Genomic DNA, 18413 nt, shown 5'->3' with positions numbered 1-18413 from the left:
TCTTTACGGCCAGCCTTAATGGCATGACGAACACAGCCTCTGAAATCCGCCCCTTCCGCGTCGAGATCCCCCAGGCCGACCTTGATTACCTCAACGACAGGCTGCGCCACGCTCGCTGGACCGACTCGCTTCCGGGCGTTGGCTGGGAGCGGGGTGTTCCGGTGGCTGACCTCAAGGAACTTGCCGCCTACTGGGCAGATGAGTTCGACTGGCGCGCCACCGAACGGCAACTAAACGCGTTGCCCCAGTTCACGACAATCGTCGAAGACCAGAAGCTCCACTTCGTACACGTGAAATCTGAAAATGCTGATGCCACCGCACTCCTGTTGCTGCACGGCTGGCCTGGCACCGTCCTGGACTTTCTCGAGCTCATCGAAGAGCTGAAAAGCGACTTCCACCTGGTCGTTCCGTCCCTGCCGGGGTTCGGCTTCTCGGGACCGGTTACGGAAGCGGGCTGGACCGATGGCAAGGTCGCGGCGGCACTGGCCGAGCTGATGGCGCGCCTTGGCTATGAGCGCTATGGAGTGCACGGCGGAGACGTTGGTGCTTTCCTCGGCCCGCTAATCGGCCGCGTCGACGCCGATCACGTCGTCGGGGTCCACGCCAACGCCCTGGTCACTTTTCCAGCCGGCGACCCGGCCGACATGGCCGCGCTCACCGAGTCAGAGCAGGCCCGGCTCAAAGCGATGAAGCAGTTCCAGGACGATGGATCGGCCTACATGCAGATCGTGGGAACCCGGCCGCAAACCATCGCGCACGCACTCGCCGACTCCCCGGTTGGCCAGCTCGCCTGGATCGCCGAGAAGTACCAGGAGTGGGCCGAACAGCCCATCGAGCGGGACCGGCTCCTGGCGACGGTGAGTGTCTACTGGTTCACCGGTACAGCGCGCAGTGTCGCCAACTCCTACTACGAACGCTTCCACGACGCGAGCATGTGGATGCCCAAGGCCCCTTCGCCAACCCCGCTCGGCGTCGCGGTGTTCACCACTGCTGATTTCGCGATTCGCCGCTTCGCCGAGAAGGCACACAACGTGGTGCACTGGTCAGAGTTCTACCGCGGCGGCCATTTCCCCGCGCTCGAAGTCCCCGATCTGCTTAGCGCCGATATCCGGGAGTTCTTTGCCACGCTTTAAGAACAGGCATTCACCTCCCCCGTGCGCACGGGGGAGGCGAATTGGCGTACGCCTACCGATAGGGCACCTCGTCACCGGAGATCTCATGCATGGCCGACTCTTCGGCGGACTGGCCTTCGATCTCGCCCGTGTCAAAGGCGATCGACTCGGCTTCGGTGTCGTTGAGTCCGTCGTAGTCAGCATCAATCAAGCGTCCGACGGGACGGGGCTCGTAGACGTCAGTGACAGAGTCGTCGTTGAGCACATCGGCGTCCAGGGAGGCCTGAGCCCAGTCTTCTTCCGTGGTCGCTTCCTCGGCGATCATCCGGTCGCGGGGTGTCTCGGGGTCGTCCGGTGAGATGTCTTTTTCCTCGCGCCACAGCCGCCGGTTCATCGGAGCATCGTGAGAACTCTCCTCCGCGGTGACCCCGTATTCATCCACTCCCATCGGGTCATCACCAGACGTGGTGGCAGAAGAGTCGAAGCGTGGCCGGTCATGCTCGTCATATGCGGATGACTCATCGTCCGCACTGTCCGGCAGGCCCTCGGATTCTGGGTCTATCGGCAAGGTCATATCTATCCGTTACCCCGTTTGCGGCGGATTAGACACGCTTGGGCCGGGGTATGCGTCCACCATGCCGGAGGCCAGGGAAATGACGCTGCCCTACGCACAGTCCTATGGCGTGGTACCCGAACTGGTGTACGCCACGCTCACCGAGCCGGAGCAGGTCACCAGATGGCTGCCCCGGCCACTGAAGTTGGACGATCAAGGACCAGGCACCATCCGGGTACGCCTAATGGAGCAGCCAGGCGACCAGACTTACCTCAGCGTCGACGGGCGTGACGGCCCGTGGCAGGTCGAGGTGCTCGTCGTCGCGGAGGGGTCTGGCGCCCGTGCTGACATCACGGTGACGACGCACCGCTGCGACGCCCTTGAACTCGAGCGCTTCATCGCTGAAGCGCACGAGAGCATCAAGGACCTTATAGCGGAACGTTTCCAGCCTGGCTAAACGCGCGTTATCCGCACCGCGTCAGCGATGACGTAGCCCGTGCCTGACGTCCAGCGGCTGACGCCCACTTTGTCGCTGTCGCCAGCGGCAAGCGTGAACACGCCCAGGGAAACCCATCTCCCGCCGTTCGTGCGCTGATTGACGCGTACCGTCTGATTGCCTGTGGTGGTGACGACTATGTACGGCGTGGAGTCGTTATAGCCAGCGTTAGCGGGATACCAGACCGACACCTCATAGCTGCCCGTCGCCGGCACATTCGCCTTGTACCAAGCTGGATCGCTAGCAGCGACAGGGTTGGCGAAACGATAGTCGGTGCCAAAGCGCTGCGACGAGAACGACGACGTGCCCCAGTTCGCGCTGGCCGTGAAGCGGCCGGCCGTCGTGTTGTCGATGGTCGTGCTCCACGGCTGCGCCGTCGACACGAAGCCGATCCCGTTGGGAATCAAGCGTTGTGTCCCATCCGACGGCGTGTTGCGCACGGACACGGAAGTCGCGCCCGGCATGCGAGCCACCAAAGTGCTCGAGCCGCCACCGTCGAGGTTGATGGCGTCGTCGGCGCCAAGCGACTTCATGTAGTTGGCCAGCTCAACATAGGTCATACCCACGCTCGCGGTTGACCGGCCGTCCACGACAACCATCCACATCTTCAGCCCGTCAGCGGAGAAACCGACGGCGGTGCGCGGGTTCTTAGGGTGCGACACGGTCGTGACCACGCCATCCTTGACGAGCACGAGGTTTCCGCCGATCGCCGCCGTTGCGGCTCCGTCTCCGCCGCGCGGCGCATAGCTGACTGTCACCGTGTTGCCTACGGCAAGACCTGCCAGCGCATCCGCGCCGGCGTCAACACCAAGCACCGCAACGGTTCCCGCCGCGACCTTGCCACCCGCACTGGTGCTGACCTTGCTCACCCGGCCAGCGGTGACTTCAATTTCGCGAACTCGGGCCGCGCCGTCAACAGCCTGGCTGCGCGCCTCGTCACCCCACAACTCGTTGTAGACACCAATGCCGTTGGCGGTGATGTTCGGTGAATTGAGGTTGGTCGCGGTGAGGCTGGTGCCACTGGGCAAGGTCACCGAAGCGTCGAGGAAGATCGTGGCCAGGCCGCCTCGACCGGGATAGAACGCGGCCACGTTGTTCCAGCCGGAAGACGGTCCGTGCAGGAGCGCGCTGTTGTCGATGCCAACGCCCCGTGGGGCACCCGTCACGCCGATATCGAAGAAGTCGCCGTTGACGGCCGCGACCGCGCCGACCCGGTTGGCCATCGTGGTCAGGGTCGCTGTGGCCCCAACGGTTCCCGGGTTCAGGTATTTCGGCTTCAACGTGGGCTCAGCCAGATTGGCGGTGAGAATGTTGATTTGATTAGGACCGCTGCCAGACGTGTTCGTCAGCGTCAGACCGGGCGCGATCGGTGTGACGGCCAGCGCACCGACGTCAGCCGACGCTGGCGGGGCGCCGGTGAACGCGACAAGAATGGCCAGCACAAAGACCGGGGCGACTCGTCTCATGACGTCTCCGGAGGTCGAGATAGGACGACGTAAATTATTGTCAATCAGAGATGCATCCTTGGCAACAATTTACGAAACCGGTAGTGTCTGGCGCGTGAAGAGACGTGCTGTGCTGTCCATCGTCCCTGCTGCCGCCCTCCTCGCCTTGGCTCAGCCGCTGCGTGCGCGCGCGAACACGTCGCAAGCCAGCGCCACCGATCACGCGGTCCTCCTCGCGAACATGGTGGCGATGTTCGCCGGGACGCCCACGTCCAACGCCCGGCCCGAAGTCGCCGCCAAGCTGCTAGCTCTCGAGACGAATGCGCGAAATTGGCTGTCCGCCATGGATTCCGCGCGGCCGGGCGAGCTCTTCAACGGGGTGCCACTGGGCACCAACGATCCCAACCTGACGACATCGTTTCGCTATCTCTACGAGATCGCGCTCGCGACGAAGGCACCAGGCTCTTCGCTGAAAGAAGACGCGACCGTCCAAAGACGAGTGATTGACGGTATGTTGTGGTTGCACCACAACTACTATGGCGATCAGTCCAAAGGCTACTACGGCAACTGGCACAACTGGGAAATCGGCATCTCGACTCAGGTCAGCAAAACCCTTGTCCTGCTTAAGGACTTGCTGCCCGACGGTCTGGCTGCTCGTTATGTCGCGTCCATGGACGCCTATCTGCGCAGCGGCAAGAACGGCGACGTCGACCTCGACTCCCGGTTCCACACCGGTGCCAACTTGGCTGACATCACGGGAAACCGGATTCTGCAAGGCGCTGTCCTGGCCGACGACGCGCGCGTGAGCAAGGCGATCGCCGATCAGCTCACCGTTTTCGCCACGGTGGACCCCCATAACTTGCAGCACGGGGTCACCGATGGCTACTACACCGACGGCTCGTTCATTCAGCACTCCTCGGTCGCCTACACCGGTTCCTATGGCAAAGCCCTGCTCACGCGCGTCGTGCAGTCCATCAAACTCCTTGATGGCACTAGCTATGCCCAGGGCGGAAGCTTGCCTGGCGTGGTCCAGGGCTGGGTGGTCAACGGGTTCGCCCCTCTCATCTTCGAGGGCTGGATGATGGAAATCGTCAAGGGGCGGGCGGTTTCGCGCACCACCACCGGCTATGCCGATGTCGCCATCATCATCGAAGCCGTGGTTGACCTGTCCGGCTATGCCACTGCACCGGATGCCCTGGCGCTCAAGGGTTACGTCAAGCACGTGCGTGAGGTGTCCAAGACTCCGCTCAACCCCACCAGCTTCGTGTCGCCGGTGAGCATCGCCCGGTACGCCGATATCCTCGCTGACGCCAGCGCCCCCGCCGCTGACTTGAACCCCAGCGCACGTCACGTCGCGTTCAACGCCATGGACAAGACCGTGCATCGCCGCCCGGGTTACGCCTTCGCATTGGCGCGCAGTTCCAGCCGGATCAGCAAGTACGAATACATGAGTGGCGAGAACCTGATGCCCTGGTTCCAAGGCGATGGCGCTTTCTACCTCTACCTTTCCGGGCAGGATCAGACCCAGGCCTACGGTGTTGACTACTACACGGCCGTTTCGCCCTACCGCCTGGCTGGTGTGACGGCACCCCCGGAAACCCGGCTGACCGTGCCCGAGAGCTATGGCACATTGTGGTACGAGAACCCGGCACAAGGCTTCACCTCGTCGTCGGAGAAGCAGAACACTTACGTCTACTTTCCCCGTGGTACACACGAATTCTCGGGCGGAGTCTCGCTCGGCGCTTATGGCGCGGCCGGTCTCGTGCAGTCCGACGACGCCGCCTACGCGGCCAAGCAACTCGGGCAGCTGCCGGATGACTTCGTGGTCTACCGCAACGCCGAGGCCACCAAGTCGTGGTTCATGCTTGACGACGAGATCGTCGCGCTGGCCGCTGGCGTCAGCAACGGCACGACGACGCTCGATAGCCGTATCGCCGCACCCGCCGACGACGTGACCGTCGCCAATGGACCCGGCTGGATCCGTTACGCCAACAACACTCAGGGCACTGCCGTCGGTTACCTGTTGCTCGATGGCAGTTTGCCAACCGCTGCGGTAACCGAAGTGACGCGCAGCCGCCGTGTCGTGCGAACATCCAATCCAGACACCCGCGTCACCAAGAAAGTGTTCACGGCGACTCACGATGGCTCACATCTCGCCTACGCGCTCGTGCCCAACGCTTCTGATGCTCAGTTGGCTTCTTACGCTGACGGGCGGCTGCGGGTTTTGGAGAACTCAACCCGCGTTCAGGCGATCGAGCACGATGGGCTGCGTCTGCTGGGCGCCAACACCTTCACCGACGGCTTGCATCACGCCGGACGGCTCTGGATCCACGGTCAGGCTTCCGTTCTGTTGCACGGCAACCGGATCGCCGTTTCCGATCCGACCATGCTGCGTGACACCGTCGTCCTCGTCGTGCGTGGAAGGCCGATGCGTGCTCAGCAGGCCGATCCTGGAGTACGCGTAGTGCCCATCCCCGGCGGCACCCTCATCACCGTCGCCACTCGCCACGCCTACGGCAAGAGCTTCACCGCGACACTGCACTAACCACCGGCAGCCGATCCAGAACAAAGCCAAATATCCGCTGGTACGCAGTAAGCACGCCCTCATCATCGAGCACCTGCTCCTGGCGGCCCGCAGCGTCCGTCGTCGTGATCAAGGTGTGCCCGCTAAGCGTGATCCGGCCTTCGTCAGTGAGCAGCGAGCACGTCAGCGACCGGGTGAAGTGCGACTTCGGTGACGTCTGGTGCCACCAGCACGTCGGCTCGAAGTCGCTCATCGGCCGCGGCCGGGTCTCCACGACATATTCGTGCTGACCGTTCAGGGTCACTTCGACGTCACCGTCAGCGGTCCGTGTCAGCACGAACTTGCCGGCAGGATCGTCTTGCGGCTCAGCCGTGTCCAGCCGTAACGGGTAATGACTGAACCGTCCAAACCCGACATCCACCAGCCACGGCTCGTCCAGATCGACGCGCAGGGCGAGATGGTCAAACAACGGACCGCCATTGACCTTCGCCGCGAGATACGTGACCTGATACCCGAGTTCCGTGAGCAGACCGCCAAACAGCCCGTTGAGTTCGTAACAGAATCCGCCACGCTTGCGCTCAACCACTTTGCGGTACAAGGCTTCTTGTTCCAGCACGATCGGCTCGCCCAAGTGGATACTCAGGTTCTCAAACGGCACCGTCTTCAGGTGCCTCAACTGCAACTCCCGCAACGCGCCGAGGTCCGCTTTTTCTGGCCTTCCGGCCCCGATCCGCTCCAGATACTTGTCCGCGTCCACGCCTTGCAGGCTACCTCGCTGGACAATATCCCTTACCGTGGCAGCCATGAGGGATTCCCGTGAGCACCGCGTCTTGCTGATACCGCAAACAGACGAGGACGGGATCTACTTGGTCGCCGAGTGCCAGAAGTGCGACTGGACCGAGACGTCCAGCTTCGAATCCCGCACGCAGCAAGCACGCGACCTTCGTGCCATCGCCTCCGCCCACGCCAACCTCGAAGCCATGGACCTCGGCTGGCGCGAGATCTCCCCCGCCATGCGCCGCTGGTCCTCCCGCACCCGCCCGTGGATGTAACGCTTCCCTGCGCCTAGCCGATTTGGGCGGCGAACATCCAGCGTTGTTTCTCGAGGTCGTGGGCGGCCGCGATCAGGAGGTCCTGTGAGACCGGGTCTGGGTCGGCCGTGTCGTTGATGCCTTCGCGCAGGCGGTGACTGACGGCTTCGAGCAGGGCCGTGATACCCGCGACTACGGCGGTGTCCTTGACGGGGCCGGCGCCGAACTTGTCGGGCTGTCCTTCGCGCGCGACGGTTTCCGGACGGCCGTCCGGGGCGAAGCCGATGGCGACAGCGCGCTCGGCGATCGTATCAGCGTGCTCGCGGGCCAAGTCCACGAGTTCATCAAGCTGTAGGTGTATGGGCCGGAAGTGTGGGCCGGTCAGGTTCCAGTGCGCTTGTTTGCTCTGGAGACCGAGGTTGATGAGGTCTGCGAGCGCTGTCTGGAGCGCCTCCCCGACGGCTTTCTTGTCATCGCTCATGACCGCAACATACCCAGGTGCGGGGCTGTCAGTCCTCGGTTTCGGCCGAGCTGGCTTCTTTGTCTTTAGCTTGCTCTTGTTCCTTCTCGGCCGGGTCCACGAGGTCCGGGTCGGTGGCGGCGGGCCAATCGGTCTCGTCGAGGCTGCCGGGCGAGCTCCAGAACCGTTCAGATCCAATTTTGCTCATGCCAGACTCATTCCCCACCTTCGCCTGGCGTACACCTGCGTGCCAGCGACAGGGTCCGTTCAGCGGCGGCGATCATCGCCCGGTCGGCGAACCGGCCGTCGGGGAGCACCACGGTGCCTGTTTCCGTAGCGGCGGCTCCTGCCACCGCGGCCAGCAACGCGGCAGCCGCTGCCACTTCTCCTTCGTGAGGCCGGAACCCCTCGACAATCGCTGGCAGCTGTTTAGGGTGCAGCGCGGCACGGCCCACGAAGCCGAGTGCGCGGCCTTCGGCACAGCTAGCCCGCAGACCGTCCACATCAGACAGATTTGAGTAGACGGACATCATCGGCGGTTCGAGTCCGGACGCCCGTGCCGCGACGACGATCCGGCTGCGCGCATAGAGCAGGCCTGCTTCGCTGGTGACGCCAAGGTCCGACCGCAGGTCCGCTTCACCCAAGCCGATGCCGGCGACCGACGCGTGCGCTGACGCTATAGTGTAAGCGGCTTCTAGTCCTAAGGCCGACTCGATGAGACAGTGCAACGGTTTCGCTGTCAGCCCGGCCGTTCTGGTGACCTGTGCGGGACTGTCCACTTTGGGCAGACGGAGTCCGGCGGTGCCAGGCAATGCCCCGACAGCTGAAAGATCCGCGAAGTAACCCAGGCTGCCAAACTCGTTGACACGTACGAAGACAGGCACCTCGTGTGGCGCGGACAGGAACTCCGCGACGGCCGACCGCGCGTAGTCCTTGCGGGACAAGGCGACCGCGTCCTCAAGGTCGATGATGACCGCGTCCGCGCCCGATGACAGTGCCTTGGCGAACCGCTCCGGGCGGTCTCCCGGCACATAGAGCCACGTGAGCAGCATCAGATCACGCCCTTGCCCCGCAAGGCAGACAGCTCCTCAGCGGTCAGCCCAAGTTCCGCGAGCACCGCTTCGGTGTCCTGGCCGTGCGCACGGCCGGTGTGCTTGATCTGGCCTGGTGTGTCCGACATCCGGAACAGGACGTTTTGCATGCGCACCGAGCCGAAGTCCTCGTCCGGCACCGAAACCGCTGTCTCCAGAGCCGCGAACTGCGGATCGGCCAGCACATCGCGCACGTCATAAACCGGTGCTACGGCCGCCTGTGCCTTCTCGAACTCGGCGATGACCTCGGCCCGGCTGCGCTTGCCGATCCACGCCGACACGGCATCGTCGAGCACATCGGCATGGGCCGCGCGGCCCGATCCGGTAGCAAACCACGGCTCCGTCATCAGATCCGCCCGGCCGACCAGGGTCATCACCCGCTCGGCGATGCTCAGGGCGCTTGTGGACACGGCAACCCAACTGCCGTCCACGCAACGGTAGGTGTTGCGGGGAGCGTTGTTGCCCGACCGGTTCCCTTGGCGCGGCTGCACATATCCCACTTGGTCAAACCAGGTGATCTGCGGACCTAGCATCGCCATGATCGGCTCGATGATCGCCAAATCAATAACCTGTCCGCGGGTACTGTGTGAGCGTCCCAAAAGAGCCAGACTCACCGCATATGCCGTCGCGAGCGCTGTCACCGAGTCGGCGAGCCCGAAGGGCGGCAACGTGGGCGGACCGTCAGGTTCTCCCGTGGCCGCGGCGAACCCGCTCATGGCTTCCGCCAATGTCCCGAACCCGGGGCGCGCTGAGTATGGCCCCTTCTGCCCAAACCCCGTGATCCGCGCGATGACGAGCCGTGGATTGATGTCGTGCAGAACCGACGGCCCGATACCCCACCGCTCTAGCGTGCCGGGCCGGAAGTTCTCCACGACGACATCCGCGTCAGCGATGAGCCGCTTGAGCACGGCGGCACCGTCGGGTGCGGACAGATCCAAGGTCATGGTGCGTTTGTTGCGCCCCAGCACCTTCCACCACAGCCCGGTTCCGTCTCGAGACGGGCCGTGCCCACGCGACGGGTCGGGTTTGCGGGGGTGTTCGACTTTCACCACGTCGGCACCAAAGTCACCGAGGAACGCGGTGGCCAGCGGGCCGGCGAACAACGTGGCTAGTTCTATTACCTTGATTCCGTTCAGCGCGGGAATCATGGCAGTCCCGTCGCCGGATCGATGGTGGCGAGGAAGACGTCGTCGTTAGTCAGTCCCGTGACGAGAATCCGGCCACCCGCCAGCGTCGCGTAGACATTCTCTTCACTGAACGCGTCAGCGCCATCGTCGCGCGCCGAGCCGAACTGTGCGGCCGACACCTGATTGCCGCGCCTGTCCAAGCGCACGGTGAGGACATCACGGCCACCGGCCGGGAGAGTCCAGATGCCATCGGTGAACCCGACGACGGTCACGTCGCCACCGGGCAGCGCGATGACCTCCGCCCCAGCATCGTTGCCAGGGTTGGGCAGAATCGTGCGCCACGAAGGAGTACCAGCTGAGGTGTAGGCGACAGCAAGCACATCACCGCCGGCGGCGCCCGTCGCGACCCCGCGCCCCGCGGCATCGATAGCGACGCCTGCCAGCAAAGTCCCGTCCTGCTTGAGCCATTCCTGCGAACCTGAAGCGGTGAAGCGGGCGATCCAGCCACCCCCGCCGGCCGAGCCAACAACGTAGGCGCCGCTGGCGTTCGCGGCTACGGCGAAGGCCTTGTCCTCGGTCGCCGCGCCGAACTGCTTCGTCCACAGTGGATCGCCGTCGGCGGAAATCCTGATCAGGACGGCATCTTTGTCGCCAGCGCTCGGGCCGGCGAAGGTCCCGCTCGTGTAGCCGGTCAGGTAGGCGCCGCCATCGGGAGCGGGTGCGATGCCGTAAATGCGGTCCGCCTTGGCCACGTCGCCGAATTGGCGTAGCCATAACGTTTCTCCCGAGGCGGACAAGCGAACCGCGAACATGTCGTCGGCCGGGCTGCCCGGGTGCGAGCCGTCGAGGTTGCCGCGGGTGTACCCGGCCGCGATGACGCCGCCGTCAGGCAACCCGATGACACCATAGAGACGGTCGTTTGATGGTGTCGAGAACTGCTTGCGCCACAACGGTGTCCCGTTGCTCAGTTTCGTCACGACAGCGTCCAGCCCCGAGGTGGCACCGGTTTCGGACAGCCCGAGGGTGATCGTTCCGTCGGCGTGCGCGGCGACTCCGCCTGCCCGGTCGACAGTCGCGCCGCCGTACAACGGCGTTGGCAGGCCAACGGGAAGCTTGGCGCTCAGGGTTTTGCTCAGGTGTTTGAGCCCGTCCACGAAACCGGCGCGCCAGACCGCCCACTCGTGTCCGCCATCGAGCACACGGAACTGGGCCGAGACGGCTTCGCTGCGACGGATCGTGTTGTAGAGCTTGGCGGCTTCGAAGTCGAGGTCGTGGTCTGGTTCCGGTCCAGCCCACTCATCGTCGCCGACCGCGATGAACATGCGGACCGGCAATTCTTCGTTCAAGCCAGACAACAGAGCGGGATAGTTGAGCCGCTCGTAGACCGATTCGTCAAACCGCGACGTTCCGTTGCCGTACGCGCCGAATTCTCGGGCAGACGAATCATCCGGCGGCTGCGGGGTGTAGACAGCGGGGCTGAGCACGAGCGCGTGAGCGAAAAGGTCCTGATGCGCCAAGGCATAGCGCAACGCGCCCGCGCCACCCATCGAATAGCCGCCGACAAGGCGTGCACCGCGATGCGCTGCCGTGCGGTAGGTGGCGTCGATGTGGCCGATCAGGTCACGGGTCAACGCGGTCTCGACGGGACGGCCCGGATCGTCGGCGCCGGTGTAAGCCGAGTCCACGTAATAGTTTCCGCGACTGCTCCAGGAAGCGTCCGGCATGACGGCGATAACCGGTTGCACGGCACCGGATTCGATGAGGCCGTCGAGTTCGGACTTGACCTGTGCCCACGCGGTCATCGTGTCGCCACGGCCGTGGAGCAAATACAGCACGGGATAGCGGGCGTTTCCGGCCGTGTAGCCGTAGGGCAAGTAGACGGTGTAGTCGATAGCTGACCCGAGCGCCGCTGACGGTGCACTGGCCGTTTGCAAGGTGCCTAGGCGGGGCTTGTTGGCGGGAGCGGCGCTGGCTGACACCGCGACCAGGGTGAGAGCTAACGCGAGGGACGTCAGCGTGCGTTTCATGGACACACCTCAGTGGGGTAAGTCGGCCGCGCAACGGAAGCCGATGGAGGCGGAACGGGTCATGCCCGCGCCGAGGAGCAGCAGCTTCGCCGAGACACTGGCTGAGCGAAGTCCGCCGTCGAAATACCAGTCGGAGCCAGCGGCCTGGAAGGCGGCTCCGCCCTTGAGCACACAAAAGCGGGTACGCCCGTCCGTGTGCTCGCTTTCGGTAAAGTTCCACACGGCGGGGCCGCGGCGTTCCAAAAGCCCTGCGGCAGCGGCGACTTGCCATTCGTCTTCCGTCGGCAGCCGCAACCCGGCCCACCGCGCGTAAGCACGAGCGTCGTCGAGGTCGATGTGCGTCACCGGAGCGTCATCGAGACCGTGGCCGGCCAGGAAACGTTCCTCCCTCGCAGGCCGATAGGAGGTGGCGTTTAGAAAAGCTCGGAACTCGGCGTTGCTCACCTCGTGCGTCGCGATGGCGAACCGTCCCAAGTGGACACTGCGCGCCACGGTCGCCAGGTGGTGCAAGCGTGGCGGCAACGGCTTCCACTCGTTGACATACGGCGTCTCGCCGTAAAGCCCGGTCTCCCGCTGGCGATAGCGCACCGTGAGCTCATATCGGCCACCATCGACGGCAACCATCCCCAGCGGCACGTTAGGCACGAAAGCTCGTGCGACGGGAACCCGCTCGGCGCACCGCGCCGGGAACGACGGATCGCCCTCGCTCAGGCGGGAAACTTCCTCTGGCACGGGTGAGGCGAACACCGCCGCGATCCCGCCCGGCGGCAGGAGGCCGCCAATCTCGATGAGCCCGCCGCCAATAGGCGTGACCGTGAGCGGAATCCCGCTGGCGGGATCGAACCAGTGGCAGCCCTCAAGTTCCTCAGTGATCAGCCACGGGCCGTCATACGTATCTCCGCGGTTCACGACTGTCCACAGTGGCTGCCCGTTGTGGACCCACCGCGAGCTGTAAACGCCGTTGGCGGCCGACGCTAAGGGCGTCCAGTCCTCGGAACGCAGCCATTCTGGATAGCGCTTCTGCACCCTGCGCATCGCTTTGAGGACATTACGATCGCGTTCGCTCCAGCCGACCCAGACGCCAAACACACTTTCCCAGAGGAGCACTCCGCAGCCGTTGAGCCAGGCTGACTGAAGCTCCTCAAGATGATCCCGGTGCCAGCGGCGCGTGTGGTGCAGCATGTGCCGGCGTTCAAACCACTTGGCCCGCAAGACACCTGGCACTTCCGAGTCGGCGAACCACTGTGCCCACGACATCGCGTGATCGCCAATGCGGACGAGCGGCACCCGCGACTCGCCTTCGAGCACGATTCCGGGACGCACGGCGTCGAGTTCACGGCGCAGTTCTCCAGCGCCTTCCTTGAGAGTGTCGAGGAAGATGCCGTCAACGCCATATTCCCGTGCGAGTTCGGCCATGAGTTCGGCGTCGGTCGCGGTCTCCCGGCGGGTTCCCGTGTCCCACGGGTTGTAGTCCAGGAACACACGCACACCACGAGCTTGAAACGCTTGCACCACAGCCGAAAGCTCGGAAATATCGCGGTAGAAGTCAAACTGGTTCCGGTCGTCGATCCCGATGACGGGATAGGCGTGCCAGAGCACCACGCCATCGATGCCGCCGAAGTCACGCTCGGCCGCGTCGACAAACGTGTCAACGGTGAAGACACCGCGATCGTGGTCATAGAGCGTCTCGTCCCACAGCCACGCCAGGCTGATGGTGAAGCAATCGCCATCTACCTCGTCGTAGTGGCTGCCGTCGTAGGCGATCCGGTCCCGGGCTTCGGCACGCCACCGGCCAAGCTGCTCGCGCCACAAGGGCAGCAGCCTCAAGTCATCCGGGCCGGCAAAGATCTTCGCTTCGTCTATCGCCGACAGATCGGCTCCCGGCACGAGCGGCAGCGAGGTCGGCAGGTCGATGGGTCTGGGCACGTACGGGTTCATGAGCTGGCCTCGAATAGCTGATCGATCTCCGCTGCGGTTGGCAGCACGGCTCCCCGTTTTGTCGCGCACACCGCCCCGGCCGCGCACGCCCAGCGCAGCGCGGTTTCCACCGGACGGCCCTGTCCTAACGCGACGGTGAGCGCGCCGGTGAAGGCGTCTCCCGCCGCGGTCGTGTCCACGGCAGTCACCCGTGGCGCCGGAACCGTCAGGAATTCCCCATCCCGCGAGGCGTATTCGGCACCGGCCGCCCCGAGCGTCAGCACCACCCTGGGCACGAGCCGCAGCAGATCCTGGACTGTCGCCAGCGGTCCGCCAATGGCAGCGGCTTCCGTCTGGTTCACGATGAGCAGATCCACCGCGCCGAGCAGTTCGGCGGGCAGTTGCCGCGCTGGAGCCGCGTTAAGCACCACGAACGTGCCCGCTGATTTCGCGGCGGCGGCGGCTTGGGCGACGGCGGGAAGCGGAATCTCCAGCTGGCACAACAGCGAGTCGGCCTCTTCAATCGTGAGCCGGTCCTGGACTTCCAGTTTCGTCACGGTCGCGTTGGCGCCTGGGGCCACGACAATGCTGTTCTCACCGGCTTTGTCGACGGCGATGAGCGCCACGCCTGACGGTCCGGGCACCGTGCGCAGCCTCGAGATACCAACGCCAGACGACTCAAGGTTGCCACGCAACGTGGGTCCAAACGTGTCGGTGCCCACGGCCCCGATGAACGTGCACCGCCCGCCAGCGAGTGCCACCGCGATCGCCTGGTTGGCGCCTTTGCCACCCGGGATGGTCACGAAAGACTCGCCCAGCACGGTTTCCCCCGGCTTGGGCAGGGCGACCGTGCTCACGACCAGATCCATGTTCACGCTGCCGACGACGGCGACCTTGGTCATACTGCTGCCACCCGCGCTGCTAGTTCGGAGAACGTCACGCCGTCGAATCCGGAGATGCTGCTGCGTAACGTGTCTTTCAACGGATCTGTCCACTGTGGAGCGATCGAACCGCTCAGTGCGCCAACGATGGAGCCGACGGTAGCCCCGTTGGAGTCCGTGTCCCAGCCGCCGCTGACGACAGCCGTGATGGACGCGCTAAAGTCGCCCCGCCCATATGCCAAGGCTGCGGCCACGAGCGAGGCGTTGTTGCGCACGTGCACCCAATGCAAATGCCCGTGTTCACGGTAGATCTCGTCCACGCGCGATTCCCAGTCGCCCGTGAGCCGCCGCGCTTTGCGGACGGCCGCCCCGAGCCGGGAGTCCTGTGGAAGCACCGCTTCCCCGGCGTCGAGCACTTCGTCCACGGTGGACGCGACGACAGCCGTCGCGGTCATGGCCGCCACCCATCTCGCCCCGTGGATGCCATCGCCCACATGACTGACCGCCGCGTCGCGCGCGGCCATCGCGGCGGCAAGAATGGGCTGTCCCGGGCTAGCCCAACCGTAAACGTCAGCCCTGATCTGCGCTCCGATCCACTCCCGGAACGGGTTGTGGTGCCGTGCCGTTTGCGGTGGCGTTAGACCCAAGAGCAGATTGCGGTACGCGATGCGCTCAGCCGTGAACACCCGCCCCGCCGGAAGCAGATCGAGCCACGCCTGCGCGACGTGCGCGGAAGTGAACTCGCGGCCGTGAGTCTCCAGGAGATGCAACGCTAGCAACGCGTAGTTGAGGTCGTCGTCCTCGGGCATCCCATCAATGTTTTCCGCCAGTGACGTGGGCGCACTGCGCCGGTTCCACGGCCACCGCCGCAGAACTTCCGTGGGCACACCGTTGGCTGTGAAGTACCCACTGAGCGGCCAACGCCCGCTCGACTCCAGAATCTCGCGAATCCCTTGGCGCGGAATCTTTTCCACGGGCTTACCGAGCAGGCACCCAGCAGCCCGCCCGGCCCACGCCCGGTGCACCCGCTCCACGTCGAGCCCCGCCGCGTGCGTCGTCGCCTGCAGCGTTTCATTAATGACCGGAACGGGTCCCGCCACCGCGTCGAGCTCGTCCAGCAGTTCGACGGCTAGCGCACGGAGCAACGGATCAGCCGCCACGCCCGACGCGCCGGACACGGGAGCAACGACTGAGCCTCCGGCAGACACCCAGCGCCGCTGCACCTCGGACACGTCACGGCCCTCGTCCCGGCAGGCCGCAAGCTCGTGCGGCAACAAGTCTTCGGGCTGCACCCACGTCAAGCGCATCTAGAATCTCACCCCCGCAGCGCCAGAAACCGTTGCGAGCGCAGAGCAAACCGCGTCTGGTCCCGGTCGAAGACCTCGGCTGCCACTTCAGCTAGCACCCGGCCCGGCGAGGCGAGATCGGTCTGCGAAGCACGGGACACCGACTCGGCCCAGGCGGAGGGGACCTCTCCACCTAGCGCGCCAGCGATGGCTCCCGCCATGGTCGCGGTTGAGTCGGCGTCCCGGCCGTAATTGACCGCGCCCAGGACGGAGCCTCGGTAGTCGCCTTTGGACACCAGCAGCATGCCCAGGGCAACGGGCAGCTCTTCGATGGAGTGCAGCCGGCTGGGCCGTCGTGCTCCCAGTCCCGGATTGCGGTAGTCCTCCCCGACGGTGTCAAACGGCGCGATCGCCTGACGCAACGGCACGATCGCCGAACGCCAGTCACCCGTTTTCATAGCTGCCTGCCGCACCGCCGCGATCGCCTGATACGTCCCGTCTTTGGCCAGCGAAAGGCAAGCGTCCACGACGTCTTCGACCGTGGCGCCCGGCGACATCGCCGCCGCCACCGCGGCCGCGAAAACAGCGGCCGCTTCGCGCCCAAAGCTGTGCTGATGTGCGCCGGCGATGTCGGCCGCCTCGGCATAGGCCCCGGCCGGATCGCCCGCGTTCACCACACCCACCGGAGCCATGTACATCGCCGCACCGCAGTTGCAGATGTTGCCCACGCCGGCCTCACGCGGATCGGCGTGAGCGTGCCGAAGCCGCGTGATCAGCCAGCGTTCCGCGGCCGCGAGGCGGTGAAAGGCCACCGCCTCGCGTTCCATGTCCGGAATGTAGACCACCTGCTCGACCAGATCTGGCACCAGCAGCGCATCCACGTCGAACGCGTCGAGGTGATCGCGCTTGCGCGCATACACCCGCACGAGGGCGTGGGTGAGCAGGGTGTCGTCGGTGATATGCCCGTCGCCTTTGTGATACGGCGCGAGTGGACGGCCCGTCGCCCAGTTCTCATAGAACGGGGCCACGATGCCCTCTACCCATCCGCCGTACCGGGCGCGGATCTCTTCAGGCAACGCCGTCTCGGTGGCACCGCCGAGGGCATCGCCCACCGCGGCGCCAACGAGGCAGCCCACCGACCTGTCGAGCAGGGTGCTCATTACTTCAACACCGCCTTGCCTCCGTCGGTCAGCTGGGTTTTCAGCTGATCGAGCGTGATTTTGTTCGCGAAGTACTGCTGCAGCGCCGGGGTGGCGTATTTCGTCTTCCACTCCGGGTAGCCGGGAACCTTCTGGAACGCCGAGACGGTCAGGTCCTTGGCACTGTCGGCGGCCACATCCCAGCCCTGCTTGCCCTGGGTGAGCTTGACGAGTTCCTCGTTGGCCTTGGTGCCCGTGGGCACGAGCCAGTCGCCCTTGGCCAGCGTGGCCATGTTGGCCGGGTTGAGGAAGTACTCAAGGAATTGCATGGCCTGCTTCTTGGCCTTCGAGTCCTCCGAAATGGACAGTGTCTGCGGGTTGGCGGCGTGGTTCGACGAAACCCCCTTCAGCGGCGGGATGGTGACCCACTCGAACCCGGCGGGAGCCTGCTCGACCATCTGCTGACGCAACGACACCGATCCGGGGAGCATCGCGTACTTTCCGGCGAAGAAGCCCGGCAGACTGTCCGCTCCGGACATTCCCAGTGCCGCGGGCGAGGCCGACTTGGCCGTGTAGAGCATGTCGTGAATCCGCTTCGGGACAGCGGTTTCGGCGTCGCCGATCTTCACGACGTTTTTGCCGCCCTCGTTGTAGAAGAACTTGCCGTCGAAGTTCAGCGACAGGTTCATGACGCGGTTCGTCGGCGACTTGAGTGCCCACGCCACGCCGTAGTTCTCGCCAGCGGTCAGTTTCTGCGCGTTGGCCTGGAACTCGTCCCAGGTCCAGCCGCCCGTCGCCGGGGGAACAGCGACGCCCGCCGCGTCCAGCAGCTTCTTGTTGGCGATGATGACCTGTGACTCCAGCAGGAACGGAATTCCGGCGACCTTGTTATCGAAGGTCACGGTGTCCCAGATGCCGGGGCTGATCTGGCCTTTGAGTTCACTGGACATCAGGCTCGACAGGTCGGCCAGGTAGCCCTGCTTGCTGAACTCGCCGATAGCGGCCGACTCGTACTGGAAGATGTCGGGGGCGTCGCCGCCTTCGAACGAGGTCAGCAGCTGGTCGTGAACGGAGTTCCAGTCTCCCTGAACATATTCAATCTGAATGTTGGGGTTTTCGGCGTTCCACTTCGCCACCAGATCCTTGTTGGCCTGGAGCGATTCCTTCTGCCACGCAAGGGAAAGAAAGCGCAGCTTGACGGGGCCGGTGGTGTCATCGCCAGGGTCGCTTCCGCTGCACCCGGCGAGGACGCCTAAACCGACGACGGCCGCCGCCGTGACGGCAGCGAGTCGACGGAACATAATTGAACCTCCTTGTTGAAGGG

Annotated in this window: 17 protein-coding genes; 4 read left to right on the top strand and 13 right to left on the bottom strand. The window is 64.8% G+C overall.

Features of this window, described 5'->3' with window-relative positions:
- Nucleotides 1-23 precede the first annotated feature (23 nt).
- The gene (locus A3E1_RS0112085; protein ID WP_026208346.1) at nt 24-1133 is read left to right on the top strand and encodes an epoxide hydrolase family protein; all 1110 of its coding nucleotides are present in this window, start codon (nt 24-26) and stop codon (nt 1131-1133) included.
- Nucleotides 1134-1185: 52 nt separating this feature from the next.
- Here A3E1_RS0112085 and A3E1_RS0112080 read toward each other — a convergent pair whose 3' ends face one another.
- Entirely contained in the window at nt 1186-1686 is a 501-nt protein-coding gene (locus A3E1_RS0112080; protein WP_020521029.1) for a DUF5709 domain-containing protein, read from the bottom strand.
- A 61-nt stretch (nt 1687-1747) separates the two neighbouring features.
- On the opposite strand from A3E1_RS0112080, the gene A3E1_RS0112075 reads away from it, so the two are divergent.
- On the top strand, nt 1748-2122 hold the full coding sequence (locus A3E1_RS0112075) for an SRPBCC family protein (protein WP_157631465.1): 375 nt from the start codon (nt 1748-1750) through the stop codon (nt 2120-2122).
- Here the strand turns inward: A3E1_RS0112075 and A3E1_RS39980 are convergent.
- Nucleotides 2119-3627: a golvesin C-terminal-like domain-containing protein gene (locus tag A3E1_RS39980; RefSeq protein WP_020521027.1), complete on the bottom strand. Its 1509-nt coding sequence runs from the start codon at nt 3625-3627 to the stop codon at nt 2119-2121. The genes A3E1_RS0112075 and A3E1_RS39980 overlap by 4 nt on opposite strands.
- 94 nt (nt 3628-3721) lie before the next feature.
- Between A3E1_RS39980 and A3E1_RS0112065 the strand changes: the two genes are divergently transcribed.
- Complete coding sequence (locus A3E1_RS0112065; RefSeq protein WP_051104977.1) at nt 3722-6151, top strand: polysaccharide lyase family 8 super-sandwich domain-containing protein; 2430 nt, start codon at nt 3722-3724, stop codon at nt 6149-6151.
- Here the strand turns inward: A3E1_RS0112065 and A3E1_RS0112060 are convergent.
- Entirely contained in the window at nt 6132-6887 is a 756-nt protein-coding gene (locus A3E1_RS0112060; RefSeq protein WP_020521025.1) for an arylamine N-acetyltransferase family protein, read from the bottom strand. The genes A3E1_RS0112065 and A3E1_RS0112060 overlap by 20 nt on opposite strands.
- 46 nt (nt 6888-6933) lie before the next feature.
- On the opposite strand from A3E1_RS0112060, the gene A3E1_RS0112055 reads away from it, so the two are divergent.
- Nucleotides 6934-7182 (top strand): hypothetical protein, encoded by a 249-nt coding sequence (locus tag A3E1_RS0112055; RefSeq protein WP_020521024.1) that lies wholly within the window; start codon nt 6934-6936, stop codon nt 7180-7182.
- Nucleotides 7183-7195: 13 nt separating this feature from the next.
- Here A3E1_RS0112055 and A3E1_RS0112050 read toward each other — a convergent pair whose 3' ends face one another.
- Genes A3E1_RS0112050 through A3E1_RS0112005 form a run of 10 tightly spaced genes read right to left on the bottom strand, consistent with a single transcriptional unit; the run spans nt 7196 to nt 18390 of the window.
- Nucleotides 7196-7642 carry a Dps family protein gene (locus tag A3E1_RS0112050; protein WP_020521023.1) on the bottom strand — a complete coding sequence of 149 codons (447 nt, stop codon included), beginning with the start codon at nt 7640-7642 and terminating at the stop codon, nt 7196-7198.
- Between the two features lie 28 nt (nt 7643-7670).
- Nucleotides 7671-7829, bottom strand: a complete 159-nt coding sequence (locus A3E1_RS47060) for a hypothetical protein (RefSeq protein WP_020521022.1) — start codon at nt 7827-7829, stop codon at nt 7671-7673.
- Nucleotides 7830-7836: 7 nt separating this feature from the next.
- On the bottom strand, nt 7837-8673 hold the full coding sequence (locus A3E1_RS0112040; protein WP_020521021.1) for an HpcH/HpaI aldolase/citrate lyase family protein: 837 nt from the start codon (nt 8671-8673) through the stop codon (nt 7837-7839).
- Complete coding sequence (locus tag A3E1_RS0112035) at nt 8673-9860, bottom strand: CaiB/BaiF CoA transferase family protein (protein ID WP_020521020.1); 1188 nt, start codon at nt 9858-9860, stop codon at nt 8673-8675. The genes A3E1_RS0112040 and A3E1_RS0112035 overlap by 1 nt, the downstream gene beginning before the upstream one ends.
- Nucleotides 9857-11866, bottom strand: a complete 2010-nt coding sequence (locus A3E1_RS0112030; RefSeq protein ID WP_020521019.1) for an alpha/beta hydrolase-fold protein — start codon at nt 11864-11866, stop codon at nt 9857-9859. The genes A3E1_RS0112035 and A3E1_RS0112030 overlap by 4 nt, the downstream gene beginning before the upstream one ends.
- 9 nt (nt 11867-11875) lie before the next feature.
- Nucleotides 11876-13792, bottom strand: coding sequence for an SUMF1/EgtB/PvdO family nonheme iron enzyme (locus A3E1_RS49115; RefSeq protein WP_407637356.1), 1917 nt, complete (start codon nt 13790-13792; stop codon nt 11876-11878).
- A gap of 8 nt (nt 13793-13800) precedes the next feature.
- Nucleotides 13801-14685 (bottom strand): ribokinase, encoded by an 885-nt coding sequence (locus A3E1_RS0112020; protein ID WP_020521017.1) that lies wholly within the window; start codon nt 14683-14685, stop codon nt 13801-13803.
- Nucleotides 14682-15971, bottom strand: a complete 1290-nt coding sequence (locus tag A3E1_RS0112015) for an ADP-ribosylglycohydrolase family protein (RefSeq protein WP_020521016.1) — start codon at nt 15969-15971, stop codon at nt 14682-14684. The genes A3E1_RS0112020 and A3E1_RS0112015 overlap by 4 nt, the downstream gene beginning before the upstream one ends.
- Nucleotides 15972-15979: 8 nt before the next feature.
- Nucleotides 15980-17110, bottom strand: a complete 1131-nt coding sequence (locus A3E1_RS39975; RefSeq protein WP_020521015.1) for an ADP-ribosylglycohydrolase family protein — start codon at nt 17108-17110, stop codon at nt 15980-15982.
- Entirely contained in the window at nt 17110-18390 is a 1281-nt protein-coding gene (locus A3E1_RS0112005) for an ABC transporter substrate-binding protein (RefSeq protein ID WP_020521014.1), read from the bottom strand. The genes A3E1_RS39975 and A3E1_RS0112005 overlap by 1 nt, the downstream gene beginning before the upstream one ends.
- Nucleotides 18391-18413: the final 23 nt, after the last annotated feature.

The organism is Catelliglobosispora koreensis DSM 44566 (assembly GCF_000379685.1).
GTDB classification, from domain to species: domain Bacteria; phylum Actinomycetota; class Actinomycetes; order Mycobacteriales; family Micromonosporaceae; genus Catelliglobosispora; species Catelliglobosispora koreensis.
This window is presented reverse-complemented; position numbering and strand designations above follow the sequence as displayed.